Source organism: Bacteroidia bacterium (assembly GCA_023228875.1).
GTDB lineage: Bacteria > Bacteroidota > Bacteroidia > NS11-12g > UBA955 > JALOAG01.
Window position 1 is genome coordinate 157,332 of sequence record JALOAG010000005.1, and the last position, 26,380, is coordinate 183,711.

Below are 26,380 nucleotides of genomic sequence, written 5' to 3' on the forward strand. Positions count from 1 at the left end.
GTTTACTTCACTTCTTCAAAGTCCACATCTTGTACATTGTCTGCACCACCTTTGTTGTCGGTGTTGGCTTGTGGATTTTCAGTGTTAGGGCTTGCATTGTTCTGTTGAGCATTGTACATGTCTTGTGAAGCGGCTTCCCAAGCTTTGTTCAGCGCCTCTGATGCAGAGTCAAGAGCTGTTAGATTCTTTTCCGAATGTGCTTTTTTCAATTCAGCAAGTGCAGATTCAATAGTACCTTTCTTTTCGGCCGGAATCTTGTCTCCATACTCTTTAAGATTCTTTTCAGAAGTAAAGATAAGCGTGTCTGCAACATTGAGTTTATCAATTTCTTCTTTCGCTTTTTTGTCTGCTTCTGCATTTGCTTCAGCTTCTTTTTTCATACGCTCGATTTCCTCTTTGCTCAAACCTGATGACCCTTCAATGCGAATGTGTTGTTCTTTGTTGGTTCCTTTGTCGCGTGCGTGAACGTTTAGAATTCCGTTTGCATCAATATCAAATGTAACTTCGATTTGAGGCACACCTCTTGGAGATGGTGGTATTCCATCTAAAGTAAATCTGCCAATGCTCTTGTTATCACGTGCCATAGAGCGTTCACCTTGCAATACATGGATTTCTACTTGTGGCTGATTATCTGCTGCGGTAGAGAATACTTCACTTTTCTTAGTTGGAATAGTAGTGTTGGCATCAATTAATTTGGTGAAAATGCCTCCCATTGTTTCAATTCCAAGTGAAAGAGGGGTTACGTCAAGAAGCAATACATCTTTCACATCACCGGCTAGCACTCCACCTTGAATTGCAGCACCGATAGCTACCACCTCATCAGGATTCACACCTTTTGATGGTGCTTTGCCAAAGAATTTCTCTACTGCTTGTTGAATTGCAGGGATACGAGTAGAACCTCCTACCAAAATCACTTCGTCAATATCAGCGGTTGTGTAACCTGCATTTTTGAGTGCTGATTTACAAGGTTCGATTGTTCTTTGAATCAAATCATCCACTAATTGCTCAAATTTAGCTCTTGTTAGATTTGTTACAAGGTGTTTTGCAACTCCGTCAATGGCGGTGATATATGGAAGATTTATCTCAGTAGCAGCAGAGGATGATAACTCAATCTTGGCTTTCTCAGCGGCTTCTTTAAGACGTTGCATAGCTGTTGGGTCTTTAGAGATGTCAATGCCAGGATTGTCTTTTTTAAATTCTTCAACTAACCAATCAATAATTCTGTGGTCAAAATCATCTCCTCCTAAGTGGGTATCTCCGTCAGTTGACTTTACTTCAAACACTCCATCGCCAAGCTCAAGAATAGACACGTCATGTGTACCTCCTCCGCAGTCAAACACTGCAATCTTCATGTCTTTATGTCTTTTATCTAATCCGTAAGAAAGAGCGGCAGCAGTAGGCTCGTTAATAATCCTGCGAACTTTTAATCCTGCAATTTCTCCTGCTTCTTTCGTAGCTTGTCTTTGAGCATCGTTAAAATATGCAGGTACGGTGATAACAGCTTCTGAAACAGTAGTTCCAAGGTAATCCTCTGCGGTCTTCTTCATTTTTTGAAGAATGATTGCTGAAATTTCTTGAGCAGAATATTTTCTGTCTCCAATTTCAATACGAGGAGTGTTGTTTTCACCTTTTACAACTTTGTAAGGCACCCTTGCAATCTCTTTACCTACTTGATCATAGGTATTACCCATAAATCTTTTAATGGAAAAAATGGTGTTTTGTGGGTTTGTGATAGCCTGACGTTTGGCAGGGTCACCCACTTTTCTCTCACCGTCTTTCAAAAATCCAATCACAGAAGGTGTGGTTCTTTTACCTTCTGAATTGGGGATTACAACGGGCTCGTTTCCTTCCATAACAGAAACACAAGAGTTTGTAGTTCCTAAGTCAATTCCAATTATTTTGCTCATTTGCTATTTGATTTTTCATCTGTTTCTCAACCATTATGCCATCAAGTCAGAATAGACTTTTTGGCTGTCAGAAATGATGCTTACTTGTCAGAATGGCACATTTGGCAGAAAATTAAGACTTATTAAGCGAATTATCGTGTCAGAACCGCATATACAAACCGAATCATGTTGGTAATAGGATTTCTGGTAAAGACTTTTTTGGTAATCGTGTCTTCTATTGATTGGGTAAGGGCAGGAGAGTGTAATAAAATATTGTGGTGATTTCTGAGCGGATGTGATTCAAGCAGAAACTTTTGGTCAGAAGCTTTGGTATGTGTAGAGTTGTCTCCAAAGCCAATGTTGACAACCAAATTGTCTGATGGAGAGACCGATTTAAGTCCTTGTACCCAATTCAAATATTGGTTTTGGAAATCCCAAGTGTCAATTTTGTTTTTATGTGTAAGCAGCAGGTTTCTGTACCAGAGTAGTTTGTTGTTGAGATTGCCCGGTACTAAATCGAAACGAAATTTGTAATCTTTCAAAGGAGTGGTGGTGTAATTGTCCCATACTCTTTTCCAAGTTGCCCAGCCCCAAATATGAGAATAACTGATTAGAATATGATTTTGTTGAATTTGCTTGTCAAACTCAACCAATGTGAAACCTGACACATGTCCTACCGTCACATCCTTTTCATAGAGTTTTAGCATATTGGAGCAAAATACAAAGAAATCATCATTGGGCAGGCAATCATCTTCTAAAATTATACCTTGTTCCGTGTGCTCAAAAAACCAAGTAATGGCAGAAGACACAGCGAGTTTGCATCCTAAATTCTGAGTGCGATAAAGGGTGTGCAGTTCACATTCCCAGTCTATATTGAATATAGCTTTGACTTGTTCAACCGTTTTGGCTTCTTGTGTATTTCTGGGACCGTCAACAGCGACAAAGAGTTGAGCCGGTTTGGCTTTTTTGATTTGGTCAAAAACCCGTGTCGTCTGTGCAGGACGGTTAAATGCAATGAGTAGGACAGGAGCAATGTAGTCAGCCATAGCGGGCGTTTTAGGGGCGGCAAGATACAACTGATTTTTTACGATAGTGTTTATAGTATAAGAAATTTACTTTAACTTTGTAAAAGCAAATTATGATGTTTAAGAATTTAAAAAAGAAGTTGTTACGAATCTTGCCGATTCACTACTATAAGATTAAAAGATGGTATTCTCAAGAGGGAGAGGATGCCATAATTCAAACATATTTTGAAGATATAGGAATGAAAAGAAAAGGATTTTATGTAGATATTGGTGCACATCATCCCATCAGGTTTTCAAATACTCATTTGTTGTATAAAAGCGGTTGGAAAGGGTTAAACTTTGAACCTAATGTATCAAGCGGTAGGGCGTTTAAACTCTTCCGAAGAAGAGATAAAACAGTCCACATAGGAATTGGAAATGAAGAGTGTGAAAAAGACTTTTATGTGTTTGATGAACCAGCGATTAATAGTTTTGACAAAGCTGTTTCAGAAGACCGGGATAAAGAAAGTCCTTACAAACTTATAAAAGTTATAAAAATACCCATAATGAGATTGGAAACGGCACTTGACAAATATTTGCCCAAGAATCAGAAAATTGATTTAATGTCCATAGATGTTGAGGGATTGGATTTAGAGGTAATGAAAAGCAATAATTGGGAGAAGTATAAACCCAATATGTTGTTGGTGGAAGATTTGGATTTTGACTTTGAAAATCTGCAATCATCAGAGGTTTGGAATTTCCTTAAAAAGCAGGATTACAAGATTTATGCAAAAACCCACAGGACATTAGTGTTTGTGAGTAATAAAATCGAAAAATAAAACCAACATGAAGAAGATACTTTTATTGGCTGTTTTGATACTTAACATCAATAAGGTATACTCTCAATTTGACACCCTTTTTTGGTTTGTTGCACCCGAGGTTCTGAATTATGGATATGATTTTGACAGACCTATTGTTTTCAGAATATCGACTGAGAATTTTGCAAGTACCGTTACTATTGATTTTCCCGCTAATCCTCTATTAACCCCTTATGTGATCAACATCGGTGCAAATAACACTCTAACACAAGATGTTACGACTTATATAAACGATTTAGAAAATATCCAGCCCAATCAGGTATTAAACAAAGGAATAAGGATTAGAGCAACACAACCTGTGAGCGTCTACTATGAAGTAGTAAGTTCTATCCAATCTTTTTGCACATATTGTAGCCCAGATATTTTCACACTAAAAGGACAAAAGGCATTAGGTACTAAGTTTTATATCCCTTTTCAAACTGTATATCCTAACGGTACAAGCGGTTCTTATGCTGCTTTTGACATAGTAGCAACAGAAGACAATACATTTGTTACCATAACACCAAGTCAAAATATTGTGGGAGCAACAGCAGGAAACCCACTTACAGTTGTATTAAACAAGGGGCAAACATTTTCTGCAAGATCATCTTCTCAACAAGGCAATTTAAAACCGAGTGGTTCTAAGGTAATATCAAACAAACCGATTGCGATAACTATTAAAGACGATTTGGTTTTAATATCATCTTGTCAGGACTTGGCGGGCGACCAACTTGTTCCTGTTGATTATACTGGTACAGAATATATTGTGGTAAAAGGAAATCTAAATCCCTTTGACATAGTTTCAATTTTGGCAACGGAAGACAATACAAATGTCGTCATTAACGGAACTTCGGTAGCAACTTTGAATGAGGGACAAACCTTTACATACAATCTCACTATCAACTGTATTTATATCCAAACAACAAAAAAAACGTATGTAATTCATTTGACGGGAACGGGGTGTGAGGGTTCGTTAGCGGTTATTCCAGCTTTGTTCTTTTCATGTATCAAGCAATATGGTTTTACACGCCCTTCCGCTGATGATTTGTTTTTGTTTGTGATAGTAAAAAACGGTGGCGAGGGGAGTTTTGTGTTAAACGGTAACAGCACTCTGTTTATACCTGCTGATTTTTCAAATGTCCCCAATACAGGAGGACTTTACAAATACGCTAAAAAATCTTTCAATACTTCCACAGTACCTTCTAATGCAGGAAGTTTAATCAGAAATACAACACACCCTTTTCAGTTTGCATTACTAAATGGTAGAAATTCCGCAGGTGGTTCTCGCTATGCTTATTTCTCAAATTTTGAGGGCGAAAATAATGAAGTAGATATTTCAGCCGAAAAAGCCGCACTTTGCGAGGGCGACACAATCCGTTTATATGGTCAAACTCTTGACCCCAATACCGTTAGTTGGACAGGTCCCAATGGCTTTACTTCCAATCAACTCAATATTGTTATTCCCAATGTATCGCCTGTTCATGCAGGCTACTATGTATTCACAACTTCCGCCCCTGCTTGCGGTTCCGGCAAAGATTCTGTTTATATAACTATCGCCTCCAAACCCATCAAACCCACAGTGAGTTCCAATCTCCCCGTTTGTTTGGGAGAAAAACTAATCTTAAAAATCACAAATAAACCCGGATTTGCTCATACTGTATCGTGGGATAAAGGTGCAAAAAGAGCTATTGGCATTGACGATTCATTGGTTTTTTATCCCACATTTCAGTCAGACGAAGCTGTGTATTCCGTACAATACCGTTCAGTCAGCAACGGTTGTTTGAGCGATACCGCACAAATCAAAGTGTCTCTGTTGCCCTTACCCGACAAGCCCTCTATTACTTCTACTGCTACCAAGTATTGCGAATTTGACCATGTTGTCATCAGCAATAAAACGACTGTGCCACTAAGCACACAGTTTTCATGGAAAGGCGAACATGGGTTCTCGTCAAACCTTCGAAATATGATTGATTTAGACAGCATTAGAACCGGACAATCGGGTTGGTATAAACTCACCTTGATTGACAGCAATGGATGCAAGAACGAGAGTGATTTGATTTATATTGACGTTATCCCTTATCCTGATTTGAGCAATGTATCCATTAGGTCAAATAGCCCTATTTGTTCTGGAGAGCCACTGAATCTCAAAGTACTTAATATAGATAGTAGTTTGGCAGTCAAATGGAAAGGTCCGTCAGGTTTTAGTTCAACATTGAAAGACATACTAATTCCAAATACCACCACTGCCATGTCAGGGATATACAAACTAAGTGTGAGCCGTGATATTTGTGAATTTTCAGACACCTTGCAAACAGCTGTTTTAGTTAGACAAACACCCCGTGCGGATTTTGATTTTTTCCCTGCCATAGCGCGTACAGGACGCAATATTCACTTTATTAATAAGAGTTCTTTTGCTGCTGCTTATGAATGGAATTTTGGAGATTTCTCTGACCATTCGCCAGCCATTAACCCTGACCATATTTATGAACGTGAGGAAAGATTGTATATAACACTGATTGCATACAATATCGATTCTACTTGCATAGATTCTTCTGTCAAAAGACTGGATGTGTATAACTCCGAAGAAGGAGTGTATGTTCCAAGTGCTTTTTCTCCAAACAATGACGGGAATAATGATATCTTTAAAGTAGTAGCAACAGGGGTAAAATTTGAAATTACATTAGAAGTTTATAATCGCTGGGGAGGTCTGATATTTAAAACGGAAGATGCTCGAAATATTGGTTGGGACGGAACCAACAGTGACATTCCGTGTCAGGAAGGGGTGTACATGTATGTTGTGCGATACATAAGCCTTGAAGATAAAGCTATTGTTACCTCCGGCACGGTTACTTTGTTGAGATAAAATCGCACACTATTCACCCCACAAATGCGGAAAGAGAAAGAGTCCTGACAAAAGGTAAAGAATATCTAAAACCGTAATCAATGCCAATTCTTGTAAAATATTAGTTAAATCGGCATTAGCAGTCAATAACTCATTGGAAGCTGTAAATACAACCATCAATAACGGAATTAACAATGGTATAGAAAGTAATGGCAATAAGACGGCAGCATTATTACTTGCCGATGCAATGGCGCCTGTAAAAGTGAAAATAGCTGCAAAACCAAGAGAACACACTATGGACAAAGTAAATAGCGGAAGTAATGGAATAGGCGTAAAACCATATAACAAAATCAAAAATATCGCTCCAAATAAACTAACCATTAGGATATAAATAAAATTGCTGAAAGTGCGCAACACAAAGAAATCTTTTGGTGCAATGATTTGATAAATATACAAATTTAACCCTTTTTGAGTCTGCAAGAAACTACGACTCAGCCCGCTCACAGACGCCATCAACGTGATGAGCCAGTAAAAGACCGACCAATCTTGCCCTTGCGGATGCTCCATGCCGTAATAAAATACAAGAACAAACGCAAAAGCCTGCATAACAGACGTAAGTATAAGTCTGCGCGAATTAAGTTCGAGAGAAATTTCAAGGGAAAGCCATTTAGTATAATTTTCAAGGGTTTTCAATGTGATTTTTTGCCTTAATTTGCGCCTTGCAAAATAATAGAAATACTTTTATGATTACTCCCTTCGAAAATTTATCAGACACGCACCAAGCTATTCTCAAAGATGCACCTTTTTGGGTAACCATGTGGGTTGGACTCGCAGACGGACATTTTACTCAAAAAGAACAGATTAAAGCAATTCAGACTTTAGAAATAAAGGCTTTTTCTGAATCACATGATGTGAGTGTTTTATACCAAGAAATCAAAAATCCTGCTTCAAGAATGGCTGATTTGTTGAATGAATTAATTGGAGATGTGGAAGCAGATCAGGTATTTGTAAAAGAGAAATTATTAGAAGTAAAGACTGTTTTAGAAGACATAGATAAATCATTTGCCCATGCACTTTTCAGAAGTTTGAAAAATGTCGGAGTCTATGTTGCCCTTGCTTCAGGTGGTATTTTCGGTTATGATAATATCAGCAGATCAGAAAAAGTAGCATATTCATTGGACTTTGTTAAACCAAACATTCAATAATGTTTTCAAAAATCTTAATTGCAAATCGAGGAGAGATTGCGGTGCGTGTCATTAGGACTTGCCGCGAGATGGGAATTAGAACTGTTGCCGTATATTCAGAAGCAGATGCAGACGCACTCCATGTGAGGATGGCAGATGAATGTTACTGTATAGGTGCAGCCACCTCTTCGGAATCGTATTTAAGAATTGATAAAATAATAGATGTATGTAAAAAGTCCGGTGCAGAAGCCGTACATCCCGGATATGGATTTCTAAGTGAAAATGCCGGCTTTGCTCGAGCATTAAAAGAGGCAGGGATTACATTCATTGGTCCATCAGCAGAAAGCATGGAACTAATGGGAAGTAAAATTGCCAGTAAGCAGGCAGTGGCTAAGTTTGGTGTGCCTTTAGTACCGGGTATCAATACTGCTATTACAGACCCAATTGCAGCAGAACAAACTGCAATAGAAATTGGTTTTCCTGTCTTGATTAAAGCCTCAGCAGGAGGTGGCGGTAAAGGAATGAGGGTAGTAAATAATAAAGAAGAATTTCTCTCTGCTTTGCAAATGGCACAAAGTGAAGCCCGAAATTCATTTGGTGATGATTCTGTATTCATTGAGAAATATGTGCAGAAACCTCGACATATTGAAATACAGGTATTGGCAGATGGAAACGGCAACAGTATTTATTTGTTTGAGCGTGAATGTTCAATTCAACGCAGACATCAGAAATTAGTGGAAGAGGCTCCTTCGGGCATTTTGACACCGGAACTTAGAAAAAAAATGGGAGAGGCTGCTGTGAATGTTACGAAAGCGTGCGACTATCAAGGTGCAGGAACAGTTGAATTTTTGTTGGATGCCAATATGAATTTCTATTTTTTAGAAATGAATACTCGTTTGCAAGTTGAGCATCCGGTAACCGAACTGATTACCGGGCTGGACTTAGTGAGAGAGCAAATTAGAATAGCAGCAGGTTTAGGATTCTCTTTTAATCCCGAAGATTTAAAAATCAATGGACATGCAATAGAATTAAGAGTATGTGCCGAAGATCCTTATGAGAACTTCATGCCTGATACTGGACAATTAAGTGTATATAGAATTCCTAAGGGACCTGGCGTGCGTGTTGATGATTGTGTGGAAGAGGGGATGAGTATTCCGATTTTTTATGATAATATGTTTGCAAAATTGGTAGTGTGGGCAGAAACAAGAGAATTAGCCATACAGCGAATGAAACGTGCGATCTATGAGTTTGAAATTAATGGAGTGGCTACGACATTGCCTTTTGGTGAGTTTGTAATGAACCATCCTGATTTTGTGAATGCTGATTTTGATACATCATTTATTGCCAAGAATTTCACACCGGATAAATTGAGTACAACTGAAGTTTCTAATGATTTATTGCAAGCAGCTTCTATTGCCGCTGTCGAAGTTTATCAAATGCCACAATCTGCTCAATACGATACTCAAGAAGCGCCTGAGGCAAGTAAATGGTACCAAAACCGTAAAGGATAGCTTTATTTAATCTCCTTTTTTATTTTTTCCGTAATCTCTGCAACTGCAGGGCAAATTAGCGTATTCCTATATGTGATGTCAAGGATTTGTGCGATATTCTTTCTGTCAGTATGTGGGTATTCTCTGCATGCTTTAGGTCTTACTTCGTAAATCGTGCAATAATTATCTACACCAAGAAACGGGCAGGGAGCGTAGTTGAGTACCCAGTCTTCATCTTCATCAATGTGCAAATATTTTTCTGTAAAATCTGAGGGACGCATTCCAAGATGTTTTGCAATCCGATCAATATCCACATCTCTAAAAATGGGTGAAGTTGTTTTACAGCAATTAGCACAATCCAAGCAATGAATATGTTCAAATGCTTCCTCGTGTAAAGGGTGGAAAATAAGATCTAAGTCTTTTCTGCGCTTTAGGTTACGGTAGCATTTCCGGTTTTCTTTCTTTTTTTGATGTGCAACCTCTATGAGTTTGCGATAGGAATCCGGTAGGTCAGTCATTGCTCAATGAACTGTGTTGAACACAATAAGTAACAATTGGAATGTTCAATTAAAACTCAAGTTTTTCAATGCTTTCATTGATAGCCTTTTCAATTTGATCCTGAATATTGGTATAATCTCTTGGAACAAACTTTGTCTGAATAAAGGTTTCATACATTTCTACATATCTGTCAGTAACAGATTGCACAAACTCAGGTGTCATCTCAGGAACAAGTTGTCCCTTTTCACCCCAGAATCCATTTGCCATCAACCATTCTCTCACAAACTCCTTAGAAAGTTGCTTTTGAGGTTGACCTGCTTTTTGTGCTTTTTCGTAGCTATTCAAATAGAAGAAACGCGAAGAGTCCGGTGTATGCACTTCGTCAATCAACATTACTTTCTTGTCATGAATTCCAAATTCGTATTTTGTATCTACCAAGATAAGTCCGCGTTCTGCTGCTAATTGAGTTCCTCTTTCATAAAGTTTAAGAGAGGCTTCAGACATTTTTTCTAATTGTTTTTTTGTGCAAAGCTTTTGTTCTAAGATGTCTTCCATAGTAACATCTTCATCATGACCGGCATGGTTCTTAAACGTAGGTGTAATAATAGGGTGAGGAAGTTTGTCATTCTCTTTAAGCCCTTCAGGGAGTTTTACCCCGCAAATAATCCTTTTGCCTGATTTATATACCCTCCAAGCATGTCCGCATAAATATCCTCTCACCACCATTTCAACCGGTATGGCTTCACATTTGTATCCTATTGTAACATTTGGGTCAGGAGTAGATATTTTCCAAGTTGGGATGATAGCACTACAGTTGTCAAGGAAGAAAGAAGAAATATGGGTTAATATTTGACCTTTGTATGGAATTGCTTTTGGAAGAACATTGTCAAATGCTGAAATACGGTCGCATGCAATCAACACGATATATTTGTCGGCTAAGGTATATACATCTCTAACTTTTCCTCTGAAGAATGAACTTTGGTTTCTAAAAAAGAAATTAGTTGCCATAAGTTCGGTATCTATTTCTGTTGCCATTTTTGTCAATTTTAGTTGTTTAGATTTTTTTGAGCGTGCAAATTTATATCTTTACTGTTATCCTTCAACAATTCCTTCTTTGTCATAAGCTTTAAGAATTTCCACAACAAGTTTATGTCTTAGTACATCTTTGTTATTCAAATGAATAATATTAACGCCCTCAATATCATTCAAGATTTTAATTGCACGTTTGAGCCCTGATTTTTGTTTTTGAGGCAGGTCGATTTGACTTAAATCTCCGGTTACAATTACTTTTGCATCTTTTCCCATACGGGTTAAAAACATTTTGAGTTGTAAATCTGTGGTGTTTTGAGCTTCATCCAAGATGATGAAACAGTTGTTGAGTGTTCGTCCACGCATAAACGCAAGAGGAGCAATCTCAATGGTTCTGTTTTCTAGAAAAGTTTTTAATTTATCCAGAGGAATCATGTCTTCCAGTGCGTCATATAACGGACGGAGGTAAGGGTCAATTTTTTCTTTTAAATCACCGGGCAAAAAACCCAGACTCTCACCGGCCTCAACAGCCGGTCGGGTAAGGATTATCTTCTTAACCTCTTTGTTCTTGAGTGCTCTGACAGCCAGAGCAACAGCTGTATATGTTTTTCCCGTGCCGGCAGGACCAACTGCAAAAACCACATCATTGTGTTCTATGCTCTCCACCATCTTTTGTTGGTTGTGTGTTTTTGCAATAACCGGTTTGGCATCATTGCCATACAGTATGATTACAGCATGTGGATGTTGATGATTTGAGTGTGTTTTGGATGTAGTGTTCTTTTTGTTATCTGATTTTTCGTCATGCTCCCCAAATATCTCATGGATGTGGTAATCGCTCACATTCATTTCTTTTTTTAAAAAAGAAAAATATAGATTGAGTTTTTTTTCGAATGACTCAATGTCCTTTTTATCACCATTAATTTTGATTTCGTTGCCTCGTCCGATTATTTTGATGTTGGGACTCAGTTCTTTTATGAGGTTTAATACATAGTCATTGCTGCCATAAATACGCTGTGGCTCAATGCCCTCAATGGTTATTAATTTTTCTTGCAAACTATCTCCTTTATTTAATGTGTCCAATAAATTTGCCCCAAAATTAATCCTTTTCTTTTTAGTGAACATCATTACTCTTATTTCTGATTTTGGAAACGGGTCACACTATGTAGCAAGAGTGAAAGGTATTCTGTATGCAACGCTGGGAGAAGTTACGATTGTTGATATTTCACACGATATTGCATCTTGGAATTTGGAACAAGCTATCTTTATACTGGCTGCCACACATAAAACATTTGATGGCAATGTGATTCACTTGATTGGAATAAATGAACAAACAACTTCTCATATTGTTGCAAAATGCAACAATCATTGGTATATAGCACCGGACAATGGGATTCTGCCTGAAGTGCTCAAAAATGAAGAGGTTGTGTATTATGGATTGGGTAAACATGAAGAACCTACATTTTTAGAAACTCTTTATCCACGTATTGCTAAAACAATCCTTGACGGGAGTTTTGTGACAAGTGCTGTTGAAATAAACTTGCCTACGCAAAAGTTGTTTAAAATTCCTCGTATAAATAAAGATTCAATGCAAGCTTTTTATGCTTATTTTGACAAGTATGGAAACGCAGTTGTGAATTTAACTAAAAAGGAATTCTATGATTTTGTTGGAAACAGCCCGTTTGTAATTAGAGTAACTGAAATGGATGCAATTAATAGAATAACTGAAAGTTATTATAAAAGTGAGCAAGGAGAATTAATAGCCATATTTAATGCGGCAGGATTCTTGGAGATTTCTGTTACATTTGGCAATGCAAAACAATTGTTTGGATTCCACAGGACACAGTGTGTGATTATAAATAGGAATGTGTAATTATGATAAAACGGATAGTTAAAATGAGCTTTCAGCCTGATAAGATTGATGAATTTTTAAATGTATTTCATCAAGCAAGACCTCATATACTAAAGATGCAGGGCTGTAACAGTGTAGAATTATTTTCAGAAGATGACATGCCGCATATCATGTTCACACTAAGCGAGTGGAATAATGTAGTTGCTTTGGAAAATTATCGCAAGAGCGAACTTTTTATTAACACTTGGAAAAGGACAAAAGTATTGTTTGCAGAAAATGCACAAGCATGGACAATCAAACCTATAAAAGAAACATTATGAAAACCAACTATAACTTCACAATTATCCTTAGGAGCGTGATTTTGCTTCTGTTCTTAGTTCCCTTCTTTGTTTTTGCTCAACAAAAAGAGCATATCAAAGCTGAGAAGGCGCTCAAAGAAAAAAGATATGAAAAGGCATTGAGATATTCTGAAAAGGCATTAAAGAAAAACAGTAAAGATGTAAAAGCATTAATGCTTAAATCCCAATCTTTGTATTATTTGTTTAAGAATCCCGCCACATCTGAGAAATATAGTGATGGATTAAAAGAGTCAGTAAAAGCAGCGCAAAAGGCATTGGAAAAAGATGAAAAAGGCTTGATTGAAAATATATATAAGGATTATTTAGTGAAGTTGGCAAGAGAGAATAATGCCGAAGGTGAAAAGTATTTTAAACAAGAAAGATATAGCAAGGCAGAGCAATATTTTAAGTTAAGTGTAAAATTCAACCCCAATGATACGAGTGCATTATTTTATCTTGGGTCTTGTTATTGGTATCAAGAGCAGAAACCGGAAGCAATTGAGTATTTTATCTCTGTAGCGCAATCAAATTTTTCTACCTTCTCAGCTAATTTACAGGTTAATCCGATACAATTTAAAGTGTTTAGATTTTTGACTGAATATTATATGGCAGAAAAGAAGTGGGACTCTGCCGGAATCTATATCTCAATGGGATTGGAAATGTATCCTGATGATTATTTCTTGAGAGGTAATAAATACGGTTTATACAGAGTTCGAGTGAAGGATTTGCCTCCATCGCTCAATTACTTGGCAGAAGTTCGCGCAGCATTACAAGATTTTCCAACAGATTCATTTTTTCTTATCAAAGAGAATGCATTGTATATTTATCTGTTCAAAAATTCTCTGAATAACAATGTAGTGGCGGATGCAGATTCTTTGCTCGGAATTTTTGTTTTAGACAGGATGCAAAGGGCACAACGTGCTGACAGACATATAATTGAAAAGTTTGATGTGTTCGTTGGAGATACGCCTGCAGAAATATTTAGAAAGGTATTAGATTATGTAACAAGTAAATATCATAAGGAGATATTTGCTTGGTTGAGTCAAAAGTGGATTAGTGAGGAATTAAAGAAAGATTTTGTTAGCGGAAAGGAGTATTTATCAATGGCTGACAAGGAGTTTAATGCTGGAAAGAAAGATTTTGCAGTGCTCATGTTGCTTTCTGAATACAAACGTCCCAACAGAAAGGGCGAAAATGAGATGCAATTAATTGAAATGCTTTCCAAATGGTCATATATGCAATTGCCTTTAATGGGGTTAGATTATGCTCAAGAAATGATGGGTGAAATTAGGAAAGGCAAGAATAAAAATAAAGTAACAAAGATTTATAGAGATTTAAAGTTTGCTTTTATTGATTCATTGGCAGTGAATGGTTACTTTTTCCGTGCTTATTCAATATTTGGAGAAACATTGACAGAATTTCCGGCAGATGCTAAATATCTAAATGAAGTCAAGTTGAAAAACCTTGCAAATCTTGATTTTAAGATGAATTACTACGGTTCTCGCATTGCAGGGTGGGGTAATGAACCCAAAGTAGGAGAAGTTGCATTTGTTACAGATATGTACGTAGCAAATTGTGAAGCAGGTACCGTGTCCAATGAAGTATTAGAAAGAGTCTTACAACGAGTAAATTATTTTAGAAGAGTCTCAGGTGTAACAAAGCCTGTTTATTTTGCTAAGGATCTCAATACAAAGTGCCAATTTGCGGCACTGACATTTGAAGCAAACAAGAACCTCACACATACGCCTGCCGATGGACTTAGATGTTTGACAGATTTGGGAAGGGAAGGCGCAGACAGGAGTTTGTTAGTGAAAGAATATAACCCTGCCTTGGCAATCACAGCATTGATGGGAGATAAGAACTCAAGTCAAGGAAATCGCAGATGGTTGCAGTATCCCTTGGCTGTAAATATGGGGTTTGGTGCAGGCGCGTCATCCCAAGTGTTATGGGTGATGGATAATACGAATGTGTCTGATTCAACATACTATAAAGAACACTTTATTGCATATCCAAATGCCGGATATACGCCCAAGATGTTATGTTTTTCTAAGTGGTCTTTTTCAATTTTTGATAACTTGGAAGGAGCAGATGTAAAGGTGTTTAATAGTGCAGGCAAAAGTGTTAATGTGAAGGTAGAGCCATTAGTAAAGGGGTATGGAATGCCAACAATAGTATTTGCACCGGAATTTGAATTAGATAAAAGTGAGAAAGATCAAAAATTTACTGTTTCCATTAAACTCAAAAACGGAAAGACATACTCATACAATGTAGTACTGTTTTCTCCTGACTTGAAGTAAGGTAATTTTTTTAATTCTTTTTCTTAATTATAATCAGCCTGAGTTCATCAGCAAAATACCAATTGCCATCCATTTTTAACAATAAAATTCGGATGCGAATTTTGTCTTTTGCATTTCTTTTCATTTCTAAATTTAAGTAGCAGAACTCTCGGTCAAAATCAGGATGAATTCCTTGTTCTAAAAAGAAATGTATTGGTTCACTCTTTTTAAGATTAATATTTGAATTCTTGGCATCCTTAAATAGCCTTTTAAATTGCTTGTTGAGTCCTGATTTGAAAAGCAAAAACTTATATCGGAAAGTAGTTTCTGAATATTTTTGTTTGGCAGTAGAATCGAGAAATTGTTGATAGGCGCTCCAAGTGGGGGTGTTGTTCAGCAAGTATTCTTTTTTCTTGTTGACAATTGCCTTGAAAAATGTGTCGGCTAATTGAATCAGAGATTTATTGCTGTCAATAAAAGTACTGTCTTCAAAACTTCTAAAAGGAATTGGAGAGGGGATAAAAGTTTGCTGCTGTGCTATTAGAGGTAGCACACAGCTCGTTAGCAATAAAGATAAAATCCACTTTTTCACATTGGCAAAGGTAAACATTGAAGTAGCTAGTGTGCAAGATGTGTTCGTAGAGTAGTATAATCCTTACTGATTGTTGTTCAACAGCATTTATTTTAGTAGCTCTTCCGGGTCCCAGAATACGATTTCAAAATTTTGAACTCTGTTGTTTACAACCGAAATGCCTTCTTCTGCCAGCAGTTCCTCCATGCTTTGGGATTGAAAATGAAATTTGCCTGTTAATAAACCAATTCTATTGACCACTCTGTGTGCAGGAACATTCTGATTGTCATCATTTCCTAAATTATTGAGTGCATAACCTACCATTCTTGCACTCCTTGTTGTACCTAAGAACCTTGCAATCGCACCATAGGATGTAACTCTACCATAAGGTATTTGTTTTACAGTATCCCAAACTTGCTCATAGAAATCATTCGATGTATGCACTTTATTCATCTACTTTGGCGTAATAATTGTAAGGTCAAAAACTATCTTTGCAAATCTAAAAACAAAAATGTTATATGAAAAAATACCTTGTTAGTTTAGCCATCTTACTTACAGGACTAAGCGCTTGTGCACAAAATAAAAACAATAAAAGTGATTATCCTCCGGCAAAAGACGGATATGCAATATCGATTAAAATTAAAGGGTTACAGCAAGGAAGTCAATTAATATTGGCAAATTATTTAGGTGATAAACCTTATGCTCGTGATACTGCATTTGTTGATAACAACGGGGTGGCTACATTTTCTGGCAAAGATCGATTGGAGCGTGGTATTTATATGGTGCTCTTGCCCGGTATGTCATATTTTGAAATTTTGGCAACTGATAATAATTATTTCACAATTGAAACCGATACAACCAAAGAAGATTACTATCAGGATATGAAAGTGTTGAATTCCCCTGAAAATACTCGATTTGTAGCCTATAATTTATTTTTGAGTAAGAAAGGAATTGAAAGAAGTAAAGCTACAGATGATAAAGCCAAACGTGTGATTGACACTGAAGTTAATGAGTTTAAACAAAAACAAATATCAGAATTCCCTAATGATTTGTTAACCCATGTACTTTTAATGATGGAACAACCAAAAGTGCCGGATGCCCCTGCCGGATTAAGCCCTGAGGATGCTAAACAATGGCAGTATAATTATTATGTTGCGCACTATTGGGATAATGTTAATTTTAAAGAAGAAGGATTAACCAGAACTCCAGGAGCCATTTTTCAAAACATAATTGATAGATATTTTGATAAAGTGATTAGCCAAGACCCGGATTCATTAATCAAACATATTGACCTTGTTGAAAGGAAAATTGACGGGAATAAAGAGTTAGAAAGATTCTATATATGGTATTTAACTCGTAAATACGAAACCAGTAAAGTGATGTGTCATGATGCAGTCTTTGCACACATGGCTAAGAGTTTTTACTGTACCGGCAAAGCATTCTGGGCAGATAGTACATTGATTGCCAAAATTTGCGAAAAAGCTGAAAAGATTGGCTACACTACATGTAAAACCAAAGTGCCTGATTTAAGATGTGCTGATATCAACGATCAATACCATCATTTGTATCAAGAGAAAGGACGTTACACTATATTGATTTTCTGGGATCCCACTTGTGGACATTGTAAAAAAGTGCTTCCTAAGGTAGAAGATTTAAAAATGAGAATGAAAGATACCATTTCGGTTTATGCCGTAGCAACCGAAGGTAAATATGATGAATGGGTAAAATACACCCACGAACACCCTGAATTGATGCAAATTTTTACGAATGTATGCAAAACAGACAGGTATTTCCCATGGCCCATAAACAGACAGAACTACGACATACAAGCGAATCCGACAATCTTCTTATTAGACACAGAGAAAAAGGTCATCGCTAAGAAAATTGACGAAGACAGATTGGAAGAGTTTATTATCTACATGATGGGTGAAGATAATCTATTACCGAAAGAGGTTGTAAATGCAAGGATTAAAGATTTCCAAGCTAAGCATCCTGAACCTAAGGAAGAACCGGTTCAGAACCATGAAAATGAGTAACAAGAGTATGTGAGAATTGATGGCTCTGGATTCGCAGTTAGCTTCGTATTAATTAAAAAAGTTCTTTTCTGCCGGCAAAACTACAAATAGGGCAGGAGTGTGGATTATGCCCACGAGCCGAACAAAATTTTCTGCCAAAATATATTATTTGTAAATGAACTTTGTTCCATAGCGTAGATGGAATTAGCCTTTTTAAGTCCTTTTCGGTTCTGACAACAGATGAGCCGTTACTCAACCCCCATCTCCATGCAAGTCGATGTATGTGCGTGTCAACTGGAAAAGAAGGCACTCCAAAAGATTGAGCCATAATTACAGAAGCTGTTTTGTGTCCAACTCCGGGCAGTTCTTCTAACTGTTCAATTTGATTTGGAACTTGTCCGTGATATTTTTCAATTAAAATATGACTCAGTTCATAGATTGCTTTTGATTTAGCCGGAGAAAGACCGCATGGTTTAATGATTTCTCTAATTTCTTCAACTGAAAGAGTACTCATAGCATACGGATTATCTGCTAGTGAAAATAGGATTGGTGTAATTTTATTTACTCTTTCATCAGTACATTGTGCTGACAATAACACAGCAATTAATAATGTGAATGAGTCTTTGTGAGTGAGAGGAATAGGAGGATTGGGGAAAAACTCATCCAATGTTTTTAATATGCGTTCTACCTTTTCTGCTTTTGTCATAAGTTAAAAGAAATTAAAAGTTAGATCAGCGTAACCCATACTAATGTCTTTAGTTACATGTTTTATAATGCTATCAATTACTTTGGGAAAATGCCGCTTTCCAACTAATATTGAAGATAATTGAGTAAATAAATCAGAATCGGGATGCATAATTTCTGCTTTTGTAATGCGTGACTCTCTCTCAACTTCAAGCAGAATAGAGCCGGACTTGTTGTGATATTCGAAATTTGAATGGAAAGAATATGCCGGTGAATAACCATAATTCCATTCATCTTTTTCAAATTTAGTTACTGTAATTGCTTCAATTAGGTCGGTTTCTTCACATGTAAATCCTCTAATATCAGTAATGTTAAAGTGTTTAATTAGATGTTGTTCCAGTCCTTGACGGAATTCGGTTAATCCCATGTCCCTCAATAGTAGTTCTCTAATATTGACAACTTTACTCCTTACTGATTGTACTGCTTTGTCAGTGTATTTGTCAGGGGATGTTTGGATAGCCTTACCGAGATTACGTAAATTGGAATCAAACAAAAGTGTTCCGTGATGCAGAATTAGTTTTTCCTTACGAAAATGATGTTCCGCATTGCCACTGATTTTTAGGTTGTTTACAATAATATCATTTCTCCCACTTGGTACTGCATTTACACCGAGCGATTGTAGATATTCAATAACGGGGTCAATAAATCTTCGGAAATCAATGATATTGGTTTCACTGATTATGGGTAACCCTATAGTGAAGTTTAAATTTCCTGCATCGTGAAATACCGTTCCTCCACCGGAGATTCTGCGTGCAACTTTAATGTGGTTGTCAATAACATATTTGAAATTTATTTCAGCTAATGCGTTCTGATGTTTACCTACAACGACTGTATTTTCATTTTGCCACAACATAACAAAGCCTTCGGGGAAATTGTTCAGTAGAAATTCCTCCGCTGCTAAGTTAAAAAATGGATTTGTATATGGATTATAGAAAAGAATCACTTGGGTAAGGTGTTCAATTTATGTGATTTCTTATTGTGTAAAAATGTAGCCCACATGTCCTGCACAATGCCGTCTTTTAGACCAAAGTCAGGGGCAATGATTTGGTTGGATTTAACAATTTGAAGAATTTTGATATAAATATCTCCGGCAAAATCAATTACTTCTGCTCTGTCAGGATTGAGTTGAAGTTTATAAACTCTTTCCTCTTGACTATACTTATGAATCTTGTTATTAATGTTTTTGAGTTTTCTTAAAGACATAAAAGAGCCTTCTTTCACACCCGCTAATTCATATAATTTAGTCATACTTCCACCGGTACCAATTGATTTGACACGTCCCATTTTAGCAAAATAGTTGTTTGCCCATTCTTCAAGTTCGTCCCAAGCCTTTTGTTTTACCTTGCCCTCTCTCATTCTGACAGCGCCAATATTAAAACTTTTAGTAACAATGACTTCTCTATTGTGCAAATGCGAAATCTCAGTACTTCCACCGCCTACATCGATATGGATATAATCGGATTTTTTTTCTAAAAGGTGTAAGAAGGATTTAATAATTAATTGAGATTCTTGCACCCCGGAAATGATTTCAATTTTAAGCTCGGTCTCTTCTTTAATCTTTGCAATTATTTGTTCTGCATTTTCCGCATCTCTCATAGCACTTGTAGCACAAGCACGATAATAATCAACATTGTAAACATCCATTAAAAGCCCAAATGCTTTAATAGACTTTGTCAGCAATTCAGCTTTCTTTTTACTTATTTCTTTAGTTTTAAAAACGTCATCACCTAATCTCAGCGGTAGGCGAGAAAACTCTATTTTTTTTAATTTGCTAAAAGGATTATTAAGTTCAAGCGGTCTTACAATCAGGAATTTTACTCCATTAGAACCAATATCGATAGCTGCAAGTTTCACAAGCTATTTGACTTTAGTCACATCAAAAAGTATTGATTTTGATTCTCTTCTGGAGTTCATCAACATCATATCTGAATTTCTTGTCGGTGTCCATAAGGTCGTTCACAGTTTGACAAGCGTGAATTACAGTTGAATGGTCTCTTCCGCCAAAATGAGAGCCAATATTCTTGAGTGAAGCTTTTGTAAAATCCTTTGCAAAGTACATTGCAATCTGTCTGGCTTGCACAATTTCGCGCTTTCTTGTTTTGGATTTTACTGTGTCAACTTCAATATTATAATATTCACAAACGACTTTTTGGATAAAGTCAATAGATATTTCCCTGCTCGTATTCTTCACTAAATTCTTCATTACTTGCTTAGTTAAATCAAGATCAATTTTCTTTCTGTTAAGAGATGATTGCGCCATTAAAGAAATCAAGGCACCTTCAAGTTCTCTTACATTATTATCAAGATTGTGAGCAATATATTCAATTACTTCCTCATTCAGCGTAATACCTTCATTGTATATTTTATTTTCAAGAATAGCAATGCGCGTTTCGAAGTCAGGAGTGTCAATGTCTGCACTTAAACCCCACTTAAATCTACTTAATAACCTTTCGTCAACGTCTTTAATATCTTTAGGTGGTCTATCAGAAGTTAAAATAATTTGTTTGCCGTTTTGGTGGAGGTGGTTGAAGATTTGAAAGAAAATTTCTTGGGTTTTTTCCTTTTTGGCTAATTCATGTACATCATCAACAATTAACACATCTATCTGTTGGTAAAAATTAATGAAATCGTTGTTTGTATTGTTTTTACAAGCATCTATATATTGATTAGTGAATTTCCCAGTTTGAATATAGAGTACCACCTTGTTTTTATGGTTCAATTTTATTTGATTTCCAATTGCTTGCACAAGGTGTGTTTTTCCAAGCCCGGTGCCGCCAAAAATCATGAGAGGATTAAAAGCAGTCTCTCCAGGTTGTTGAGCGATTGAAAAACCTGCGGAGCGTGCAAGACGATTACATTCACCTTCTATAAAGTTGTCGAAGTTGTAACGATTTTGAAGCTGGCTATTAATATTAAGGCGTTTAATGCCCGGAATGACAAAAGGATTTTTAATTTCGGCAATAGCATCAAGGGGCATGTTAACTTCATTGCCTGTGTTTTTATTGTGTTTTGAAGTAGGTAAGTTAATGGTATAGGGAGCTTTGTTTGTGCTAGAGTTCTCAACAATAATGTTGTATTCTAATTTTGCGCCAGGACCTAAAACCTTACGCAAGGTTTTTTGTAAAATATCCACGTAGTTTTCTTCAATCCATTCGTAAAAAAACTGGCTGGGTACCTGTATAGTTAATATTTTGTTTTCTAGTTTTAATGGAGCCATAGGCTCAAACCAAGTCTTGAAACTTTGTGCATTCAGATTATCTCTGAATATTTTTAAGCACTTATTCCATACTCCTTCGTGATTTAGTTGTTCTTCTATCATATTTCTATTTCTCCTTTTCTTGTTTTTCCTTGATGTATAACGTTCTCGCTCTGTGGTGAGCCGCCCCTCATTGAGGTTGCTAAATTGTCAATAATTTTAATGCAAACAAAAAAAATATGACTTGTATTTTACTATTCTTTTTTGCATAGCAATACTCCCTATTTCGTTATTATACATTAAAGAACTAACAATTGTTAATTGTTGTGGGGGCTAAACTAACATAATTATCCTTTATATTCACCAAATATTTTTCTTAAACTATCTGAGATTTCTCCTAATGTGGCTAAACCTTCAACTGCATTTAAAATATATGGCATTAAGTTGCGATTTTCTTTTGCAGCATTTTCTATATCAGTCAATAACATTTCAACCTGTTTGTTGTCTCTGTTATTTTTGAGGCTGATTAATTTTTCTATCTGACTTTGTCTAATGCTGTCATCAATTTTAAGAATTGATTCAGATTGTGCTTCTTCTTCAATGAAACTATTCACTCCAACAATAATCCTTTCACCTGATTCAATTGATTTTTGGTATTTGTATGCGCTATTTGCAATTTCTTGTTGCATAAATCCTTGCTCAATAGCAGAGACTGCACCTCCCATACTGTCTATTGTGCGGAGCAATTTGGAAACTTCGGCTTCCATTTTGTCGGTTAAGTATTCAATATAATATGAACCGCCAAGTGGGTCATCTGTAAGCGCAGCACCGCTCTCATGTGCTATAATCTGTTGCGTACGTAGAGCAAGTGAAGCAGCTTTTTCTGTTGGTAACGAAAGTGCCTCGTCATATCCATTGGTGTGGAGTGACTGAGTTCCGCCACAAACTGCGCTCATCGCTTGTATTGCAACACGGATAATGTTATTTTCGGGTTGTTGAGCTGTAAGGGTGGAACCTCCGGTTTGGGTGTGAAAACGTAACATCATGGCATGTGGGTCTTTCGCTCCCATGTCTTTCATGATTTTTGCCCACATTCTTCTTGCAGTACGAAATTTTGCAACTTCTTGAAAAAAGTCATTATGGGCATTAAAAAAGAAGGAGAGTCGCTTACCAAATACATCTATATCTAACCCTTTTTCAATTGCAGCTTTAACATACGCCTTTCCATTGGCTAATGTAAATGCCAGCTCTTGAACTGCAGTAGAGCCCGCTTCTCTGATATGGTATCCTGATATTGAGATTGTGTTCCATTTTGGTACTTCTTGACTACAATATTCAAAAATGTCGGTAATGAGCTTCATTGACGGCTTGGGCGGATAAATATAAGTACCGCGTGCTACATATTCTTTGAGTATATCATTTTGAATAGTACCTGAAATATTCTTAAGATTGGCTCCTTGTTGTTTTGCCAATGCGATATACATTGCTAACAAAGAAGAAGCTGTTGCGTTGATGGTCATAGACGTGGTAATGTCTTCTAATTTTATACCATCAAATAACACTTGCATATCTTTTAAAGAGTCAATAGCAACGCCTACTTTACCCACTTCGCCCATACTCATTTCATGGTCTGAGTCATATCCGATTTGAGTGGGTAGGTCAAAAGCGACCGATAAACCGGTTGTCCCTTTATTTAATAGGTAGTGGTATCGCTTGTTTGATTCTTCAGCAGTGCTAAACCCAGCATACTGGCGCATTGTCCAAAGTTTGCCTCTGTATTGAGCTTTTCTTATACCGCGCGTGTAAGGAAATTCGCCTGATGATTCTGCGCCTCCTTCGTACTCAGTTTTAATTTCTATACCGGAGTCGTTAATAATCGTTTTAGCAGACATACAGATGAACTTAAAAATATAGTCTAATTTCTGCTTTTAGAAAGTCAATTGCTTTTTGTGTAGGTTGCAAATTGCTAGCAATCATGGCATCAATCATAGCTTTACTCAAATCAATTCCACTCGCATCTTTAGGTAGGTGTTGGTATGTATTGATGATAAACTCTAATACTTCTTCCTTCACCAACTTTGTCATTGCCCATGCCTGATTAGAAATATAAATCTGTTGGGAAATATTGTGAGAAAACTCTGAGTTGATTGCAATAATTAAAATGTTTTTTAATTCAAGTGCACTCAGTCCGGGTGAGTTGTATTCTTGTATCAGCGTTGCCGGACTAATTCTTTCCACTAATAATACTAATCGCTCATAGGCTTGTAGTTTAATAGGTGTAAAAGACACGCTATTGGATTTGCGTATATCTAGTTCTAATCTCTTTTGACTGTCATCAGTTAACTTGCTAATTAATAAATAAGTTATTACTGCTACTACGACCGAAGGTAATACAAACTTAATGATTTCAAGCAAGATGAGTAAAACTGATTCCATTTATTCTGATAATAATTTAAGGTGGGCGAAGATAAAGTCTGAATTCTGAATTAACAAAAGAAGATTGAAAAAACACTTTTACATATCTATTGCTTGACTAAATGTTGATTTAATCTGATGTATATAACTTTTATTTGGTGAAAACAGGTACATTATATTGCATTATATATCTTGTAAATTACTGAAAATGAGAGCGATTTTGATACTAGCAGAGGTATGCTGTCTTTGAGTAGAAAAATTATCGCATACATTTGCAACAATAGATATTTGTTGCATGGGGGATATGTTTGAAATGATTTTGATTTCCGGTATTGCCGGGTTGGTAGGTGCATTAACGGGTCTTGGAGGAGGTATTGTAATTGTACCGGTATTGACACTGGTGTTTGGTGTTCCGATGAAATATGCAGTAGCCACTTCTTTGATTGCAGTTATTGGAACATCTAGTGGAGCCGCGGCAACTTATGTAAAAGAGGGTTTTACAAATATTCAGGTTGGAATGTTTTTACAAATTGCAACGTCAATAGGCGCAATCTTAGGGGCTGTAATTATTATTTGGATGGATGTACCGGTTGATGTTTTGGGGATTGTATTTGGGTTGGTTTTGTTAATCACTGCAATATTGACAGCGAAGAAACAGCCGGATCATCGTGAGAATGTAATTGAAGGTTCTTTGACACAGAAGCTGCAACTTTATGGTGCTTTTACTCAAGATGATAAGACTATAAATTATGGTTCAAGGTTTCCGATATTCGGTTCTTTGATCATGGCACTCGCAGGATTTATTTCCGGTTTGTTAGGTGTTGGAGGAGGAGTGTTCAAGGTGTTAGCAATGGATAATGTTATGAGACTTCCGTTTAAAGTTTCAACTACTACAAGTAACTTTATGATTGGAGTAACTGCAGTTTCAAGTGCTATTCTTTATTTTGCAAATGGGTATGTAGAACCGCTGCTTGCTGCCCCTGTTCTAATAGGGATAATATTAGGTGCTTTTGTAGGAGCAAAAATTTTAAAACACATAAACGTGCATTTGTTAAAGCGAATATTTGCTGTTTTGGTTGCAATTATTGCGCTTTATATGATATATAATGGAATGGTTGGAAATTTTAGTGTAAAGCAATTGTAAAAGTGATGATGGAATCAAAAAAAATATCCGGTAAATCAATTGAAATGCTTATTAGTAAAACACTATCGTGGGGTGTTTGGATGTCATTTTGGATTTCTGTTGTGGGGGTAGTATTACACTTCATTAATACAGTACAATCAGATAGTTTAAAGTCGATGCAATATTCAGAACCTAGTGGTTTTGACATGATTCGATGGGTTCAAGGATTGATAAATCTGAATGCAAGTGATGTTGCAATGCTTGGAGTATTATTAATGCTGTCAACGCCTTTGTTAAGGGTTGTTTTACTGCACTTTGCATATCAAAAACAAAAGAACAAACTCTATCAAATAATTACCATAGCTGTATTATGCATAATTTTAGTTAGCGTTTTAATTGGAGCAAAAGGATAGATGTGAGCTATGATTCTATGCTGTATCATGCTTTACATTATAAATATGTGAGTAAGATGTACACTATTCTCAGCCTAAATTATTCTAACTTTGCAACCATTATGTCTGAGACAAAAGCAGTGACAAAGAACATCATTGAACTCAAGGAAACAGTGCGTAAGATTTTCACTGAATTTCTTGAACAGAATGGACATCGTAAAACCCCTGAACGATATGCAATTTTGGATGAAATTTATTCTAAAAGAGAACACTTTGATGTGGATACGCTTTACATCCAAATGAAAAATCGCAAATACAGGGTGAGTCGCGCTACTGTTTATAACACTTTAGATTTGTTGTTGGAAGCAGGCTTGGTTAAAAGACATCAGTTTGGACAAAATCTCGCAATGTATGAACAAGCCTATGGGTCAATGCAACACGATCATTTGATTTGCATTGCTTGTAGCAAAGTTTTTGAGTTTTGCGACCCTCGCATACAATTGATTAAAAATACGATGGGAGAGATGCTAAATTTTCAAGTAAAACATCACAGTTTGCATTTGTTTGGCAATCCTCCTTTGGATGAAAACTCAGTATGTCAAAACTGCAATAAGGTCGTGTCACCTGATATGCCTGATTCAAATTAAAAAATAAACACAGACAGTATAGAA

Annotated in this window: 25 protein-coding genes; 11 read left to right on the forward strand and 14 right to left on the reverse strand. The window is 36.5% G+C overall.

The features are described 5' to 3' along the window. Positions 1 to 2: 2 nt before the first annotated feature. Together dnaK and M0R38_07280 are read right to left on the reverse strand one after the other, a co-directional pair. Complete coding sequence (gene dnaK / locus M0R38_07275; protein MCK9481542.1) at positions 3 to 1,907, reverse strand: molecular chaperone DnaK; 1,905 nt, start codon at positions 1,905 to 1,907, stop codon at positions 3 to 5. Between the two features lie 131 nt (positions 1,908 to 2,038). After that, a complete protein-coding gene (locus tag M0R38_07280) occupies positions 2,039 to 2,932 on the reverse strand; it encodes a hypothetical protein (protein MCK9481543.1) in 894 nt (297 codons plus the stop codon). A 92-nt stretch (positions 2,933 to 3,024) separates the two neighbouring features. On the opposite strand from M0R38_07280, the gene M0R38_07285 reads away from it, so the two are divergent. Then, on the forward strand, positions 3,025 to 3,729 hold the full coding sequence (locus M0R38_07285; GenBank protein ID MCK9481544.1) for an FkbM family methyltransferase: 705 nt from the start codon (positions 3,025 to 3,027) through the stop codon (positions 3,727 to 3,729). A gap of 7 nt (positions 3,730 to 3,736) precedes the next feature. Continuing rightward, on the forward strand, positions 3,737 to 6,610 hold the full coding sequence (locus tag M0R38_07290) for a gliding motility-associated C-terminal domain-containing protein (protein ID MCK9481545.1): 2,874 nt from the start codon (positions 3,737 to 3,739) through the stop codon (positions 6,608 to 6,610). A 9-nt stretch (positions 6,611 to 6,619) separates the two neighbouring features. Here M0R38_07290 and M0R38_07295 read toward each other — a convergent pair whose 3' ends face one another. Next, on the reverse strand, positions 6,620 to 7,282 hold the full coding sequence (locus tag M0R38_07295; protein ID MCK9481546.1) for a hypothetical protein: 663 nt from the start codon (positions 7,280 to 7,282) through the stop codon (positions 6,620 to 6,622). A gap of 50 nt (positions 7,283 to 7,332) precedes the next feature. Here M0R38_07295 and M0R38_07300 point away from each other — a divergent pair, with 50 nt between their 5' ends. Both M0R38_07300 and accC read left to right on the forward strand, forming a co-directional pair. Beyond that, complete coding sequence (locus M0R38_07300; protein ID MCK9481547.1) at positions 7,333 to 7,794, forward strand: hypothetical protein; 462 nt, start codon at positions 7,333 to 7,335, stop codon at positions 7,792 to 7,794. Next, positions 7,794 to 9,284: an acetyl-CoA carboxylase biotin carboxylase subunit gene (gene accC, locus M0R38_07305; GenBank protein ID MCK9481548.1), complete on the forward strand. Its 1,491-nt coding sequence runs from the start codon at positions 7,794 to 7,796 to the stop codon at positions 9,282 to 9,284. The genes M0R38_07300 and accC overlap by 1 nt, the downstream gene beginning before the upstream one ends. Before the next feature lie 2 nt (positions 9,285 to 9,286). Here accC and M0R38_07310 read toward each other — a convergent pair whose 3' ends face one another. Genes M0R38_07310 through M0R38_07320 form a run of 3 tightly spaced genes read right to left on the reverse strand, consistent with a single transcriptional unit; the run spans position 9,287 to position 11,843 of the window. Beyond that, positions 9,287 to 9,781 carry a YkgJ family cysteine cluster protein gene (locus M0R38_07310; protein MCK9481549.1) on the reverse strand — a complete coding sequence of 165 codons (495 nt, stop codon included), beginning with the start codon at positions 9,779 to 9,781 and terminating at the stop codon, positions 9,287 to 9,289. Positions 9,782 to 9,830: 49 nt separating this feature from the next. Then, on the reverse strand, positions 9,831 to 10,796 hold the full coding sequence (locus M0R38_07315) for a phosphoribosylaminoimidazolesuccinocarboxamide synthase (protein MCK9481550.1): 966 nt from the start codon (positions 10,794 to 10,796) through the stop codon (positions 9,831 to 9,833). A 57-nt stretch (positions 10,797 to 10,853) separates the two neighbouring features. Continuing rightward, positions 10,854 to 11,843 (reverse strand): PhoH family protein, encoded by a 990-nt coding sequence (locus tag M0R38_07320; GenBank protein ID MCK9481551.1) that lies wholly within the window; start codon positions 11,841 to 11,843, stop codon positions 10,854 to 10,856. A 61-nt stretch (positions 11,844 to 11,904) separates the two neighbouring features. Here M0R38_07320 and M0R38_07325 point away from each other — a divergent pair, with 61 nt between their 5' ends. From M0R38_07325 to M0R38_07335, 3 genes are read left to right on the forward strand one after another with little or no spacing between them, the layout of a single operon-like run. After that, positions 11,905 to 12,660, forward strand: coding sequence for an SAM-dependent chlorinase/fluorinase (locus M0R38_07325; protein ID MCK9481552.1), 756 nt, complete (start codon positions 11,905 to 11,907; stop codon positions 12,658 to 12,660). A 2-nt stretch (positions 12,661 to 12,662) separates the two neighbouring features. Beyond that, positions 12,663 to 12,959, forward strand: a complete 297-nt coding sequence (locus M0R38_07330; protein MCK9481553.1) for an antibiotic biosynthesis monooxygenase — start codon at positions 12,663 to 12,665, stop codon at positions 12,957 to 12,959. Next, positions 12,956 to 15,274, forward strand: coding sequence for a hypothetical protein (locus M0R38_07335; protein ID MCK9481554.1), 2,319 nt, complete (start codon positions 12,956 to 12,958; stop codon positions 15,272 to 15,274). Before M0R38_07330 ends, M0R38_07335 begins: the two co-directional genes overlap by 4 nt. Positions 15,275 to 15,284: 10 nt before the next feature. Here M0R38_07335 and M0R38_07340 read toward each other — a convergent pair whose 3' ends face one another. Further along, the gene (locus M0R38_07340; protein ID MCK9481555.1) at positions 15,285 to 15,863 is read right to left on the reverse strand and encodes a hypothetical protein; all 579 of its coding nucleotides are present in this window, start codon (positions 15,861 to 15,863) and stop codon (positions 15,285 to 15,287) included. A 69-nt stretch (positions 15,864 to 15,932) separates the two neighbouring features. Beyond that, positions 15,933 to 16,277, reverse strand: a complete 345-nt coding sequence (locus M0R38_07345; GenBank protein ID MCK9481556.1) for an MGMT family protein — start codon at positions 16,275 to 16,277, stop codon at positions 15,933 to 15,935. A 65-nt stretch (positions 16,278 to 16,342) separates the two neighbouring features. Here M0R38_07345 and M0R38_07350 point away from each other — a divergent pair, with 65 nt between their 5' ends. Continuing rightward, entirely contained in the window at positions 16,343 to 17,860 is a 1,518-nt protein-coding gene (locus M0R38_07350; GenBank protein ID MCK9481557.1) for a DUF5106 domain-containing protein, read from the forward strand. Between the two features lie 52 nt (positions 17,861 to 17,912). Here the strand turns inward: M0R38_07350 and nth are convergent, their stop codons facing one another. From nth to M0R38_07380, 6 genes are all read right to left on the reverse strand, one after another. Continuing rightward, positions 17,913 to 18,545: an endonuclease III gene (gene nth, locus M0R38_07355; GenBank protein ID MCK9481558.1), complete on the reverse strand. Its 633-nt coding sequence runs from the start codon at positions 18,543 to 18,545 to the stop codon at positions 17,913 to 17,915. A gap of 3 nt (positions 18,546 to 18,548) precedes the next feature. Beyond that, positions 18,549 to 19,526, reverse strand: a complete 978-nt coding sequence (locus M0R38_07360; GenBank protein ID MCK9481559.1) for a lipoate--protein ligase family protein — start codon at positions 19,524 to 19,526, stop codon at positions 18,549 to 18,551. Beyond that, positions 19,523 to 20,437, reverse strand: a complete 915-nt coding sequence (locus tag M0R38_07365; protein ID MCK9481560.1) for a phosphatase — start codon at positions 20,435 to 20,437, stop codon at positions 19,523 to 19,525. Before M0R38_07365 ends, M0R38_07360 begins: the two co-directional genes overlap by 4 nt. Before the next feature lie 22 nt (positions 20,438 to 20,459). After that, positions 20,460 to 21,902 carry a chromosomal replication initiator protein DnaA gene (gene dnaA, locus M0R38_07370; GenBank protein MCK9481561.1) on the reverse strand — a complete coding sequence of 481 codons (1,443 nt, stop codon included), beginning with the start codon at positions 21,900 to 21,902 and terminating at the stop codon, positions 20,460 to 20,462. A 224-nt stretch (positions 21,903 to 22,126) separates the two neighbouring features. Continuing rightward, positions 22,127 to 23,671: a methylmalonyl-CoA mutase family protein gene (locus M0R38_07375; protein MCK9481562.1), complete on the reverse strand. Its 1,545-nt coding sequence runs from the start codon at positions 23,669 to 23,671 to the stop codon at positions 22,127 to 22,129. Positions 23,672 to 23,681: 10 nt separating this feature from the next. Then, entirely contained in the window at positions 23,682 to 24,215 is a 534-nt protein-coding gene (locus M0R38_07380; GenBank protein MCK9481563.1) for a hypothetical protein, read from the reverse strand. Between the two features lie 274 nt (positions 24,216 to 24,489). Between M0R38_07380 and M0R38_07385 the strand changes: the two genes are divergently transcribed. The 3 genes from M0R38_07385 to M0R38_07395 all read left to right on the forward strand — a co-directional run bounded on the left by M0R38_07385 (position 24,490) and on the right by M0R38_07395 (position 26,356). Then, positions 24,490 to 25,338, forward strand: a complete 849-nt coding sequence (locus M0R38_07385) for a sulfite exporter TauE/SafE family protein (protein MCK9481564.1) — start codon at positions 24,490 to 24,492, stop codon at positions 25,336 to 25,338. 5 nt (positions 25,339 to 25,343) lie between these two features. Continuing rightward, positions 25,344 to 25,730 carry a DUF1634 domain-containing protein gene (locus tag M0R38_07390; protein MCK9481565.1) on the forward strand — a complete coding sequence of 129 codons (387 nt, stop codon included), beginning with the start codon at positions 25,344 to 25,346 and terminating at the stop codon, positions 25,728 to 25,730. Positions 25,731 to 25,831: 101 nt separating this feature from the next. Beyond that, entirely contained in the window at positions 25,832 to 26,356 is a 525-nt protein-coding gene (locus tag M0R38_07395) for a transcriptional repressor (GenBank protein MCK9481566.1), read from the forward strand. Positions 26,357 to 26,380 lie beyond the last annotated feature (24 nt).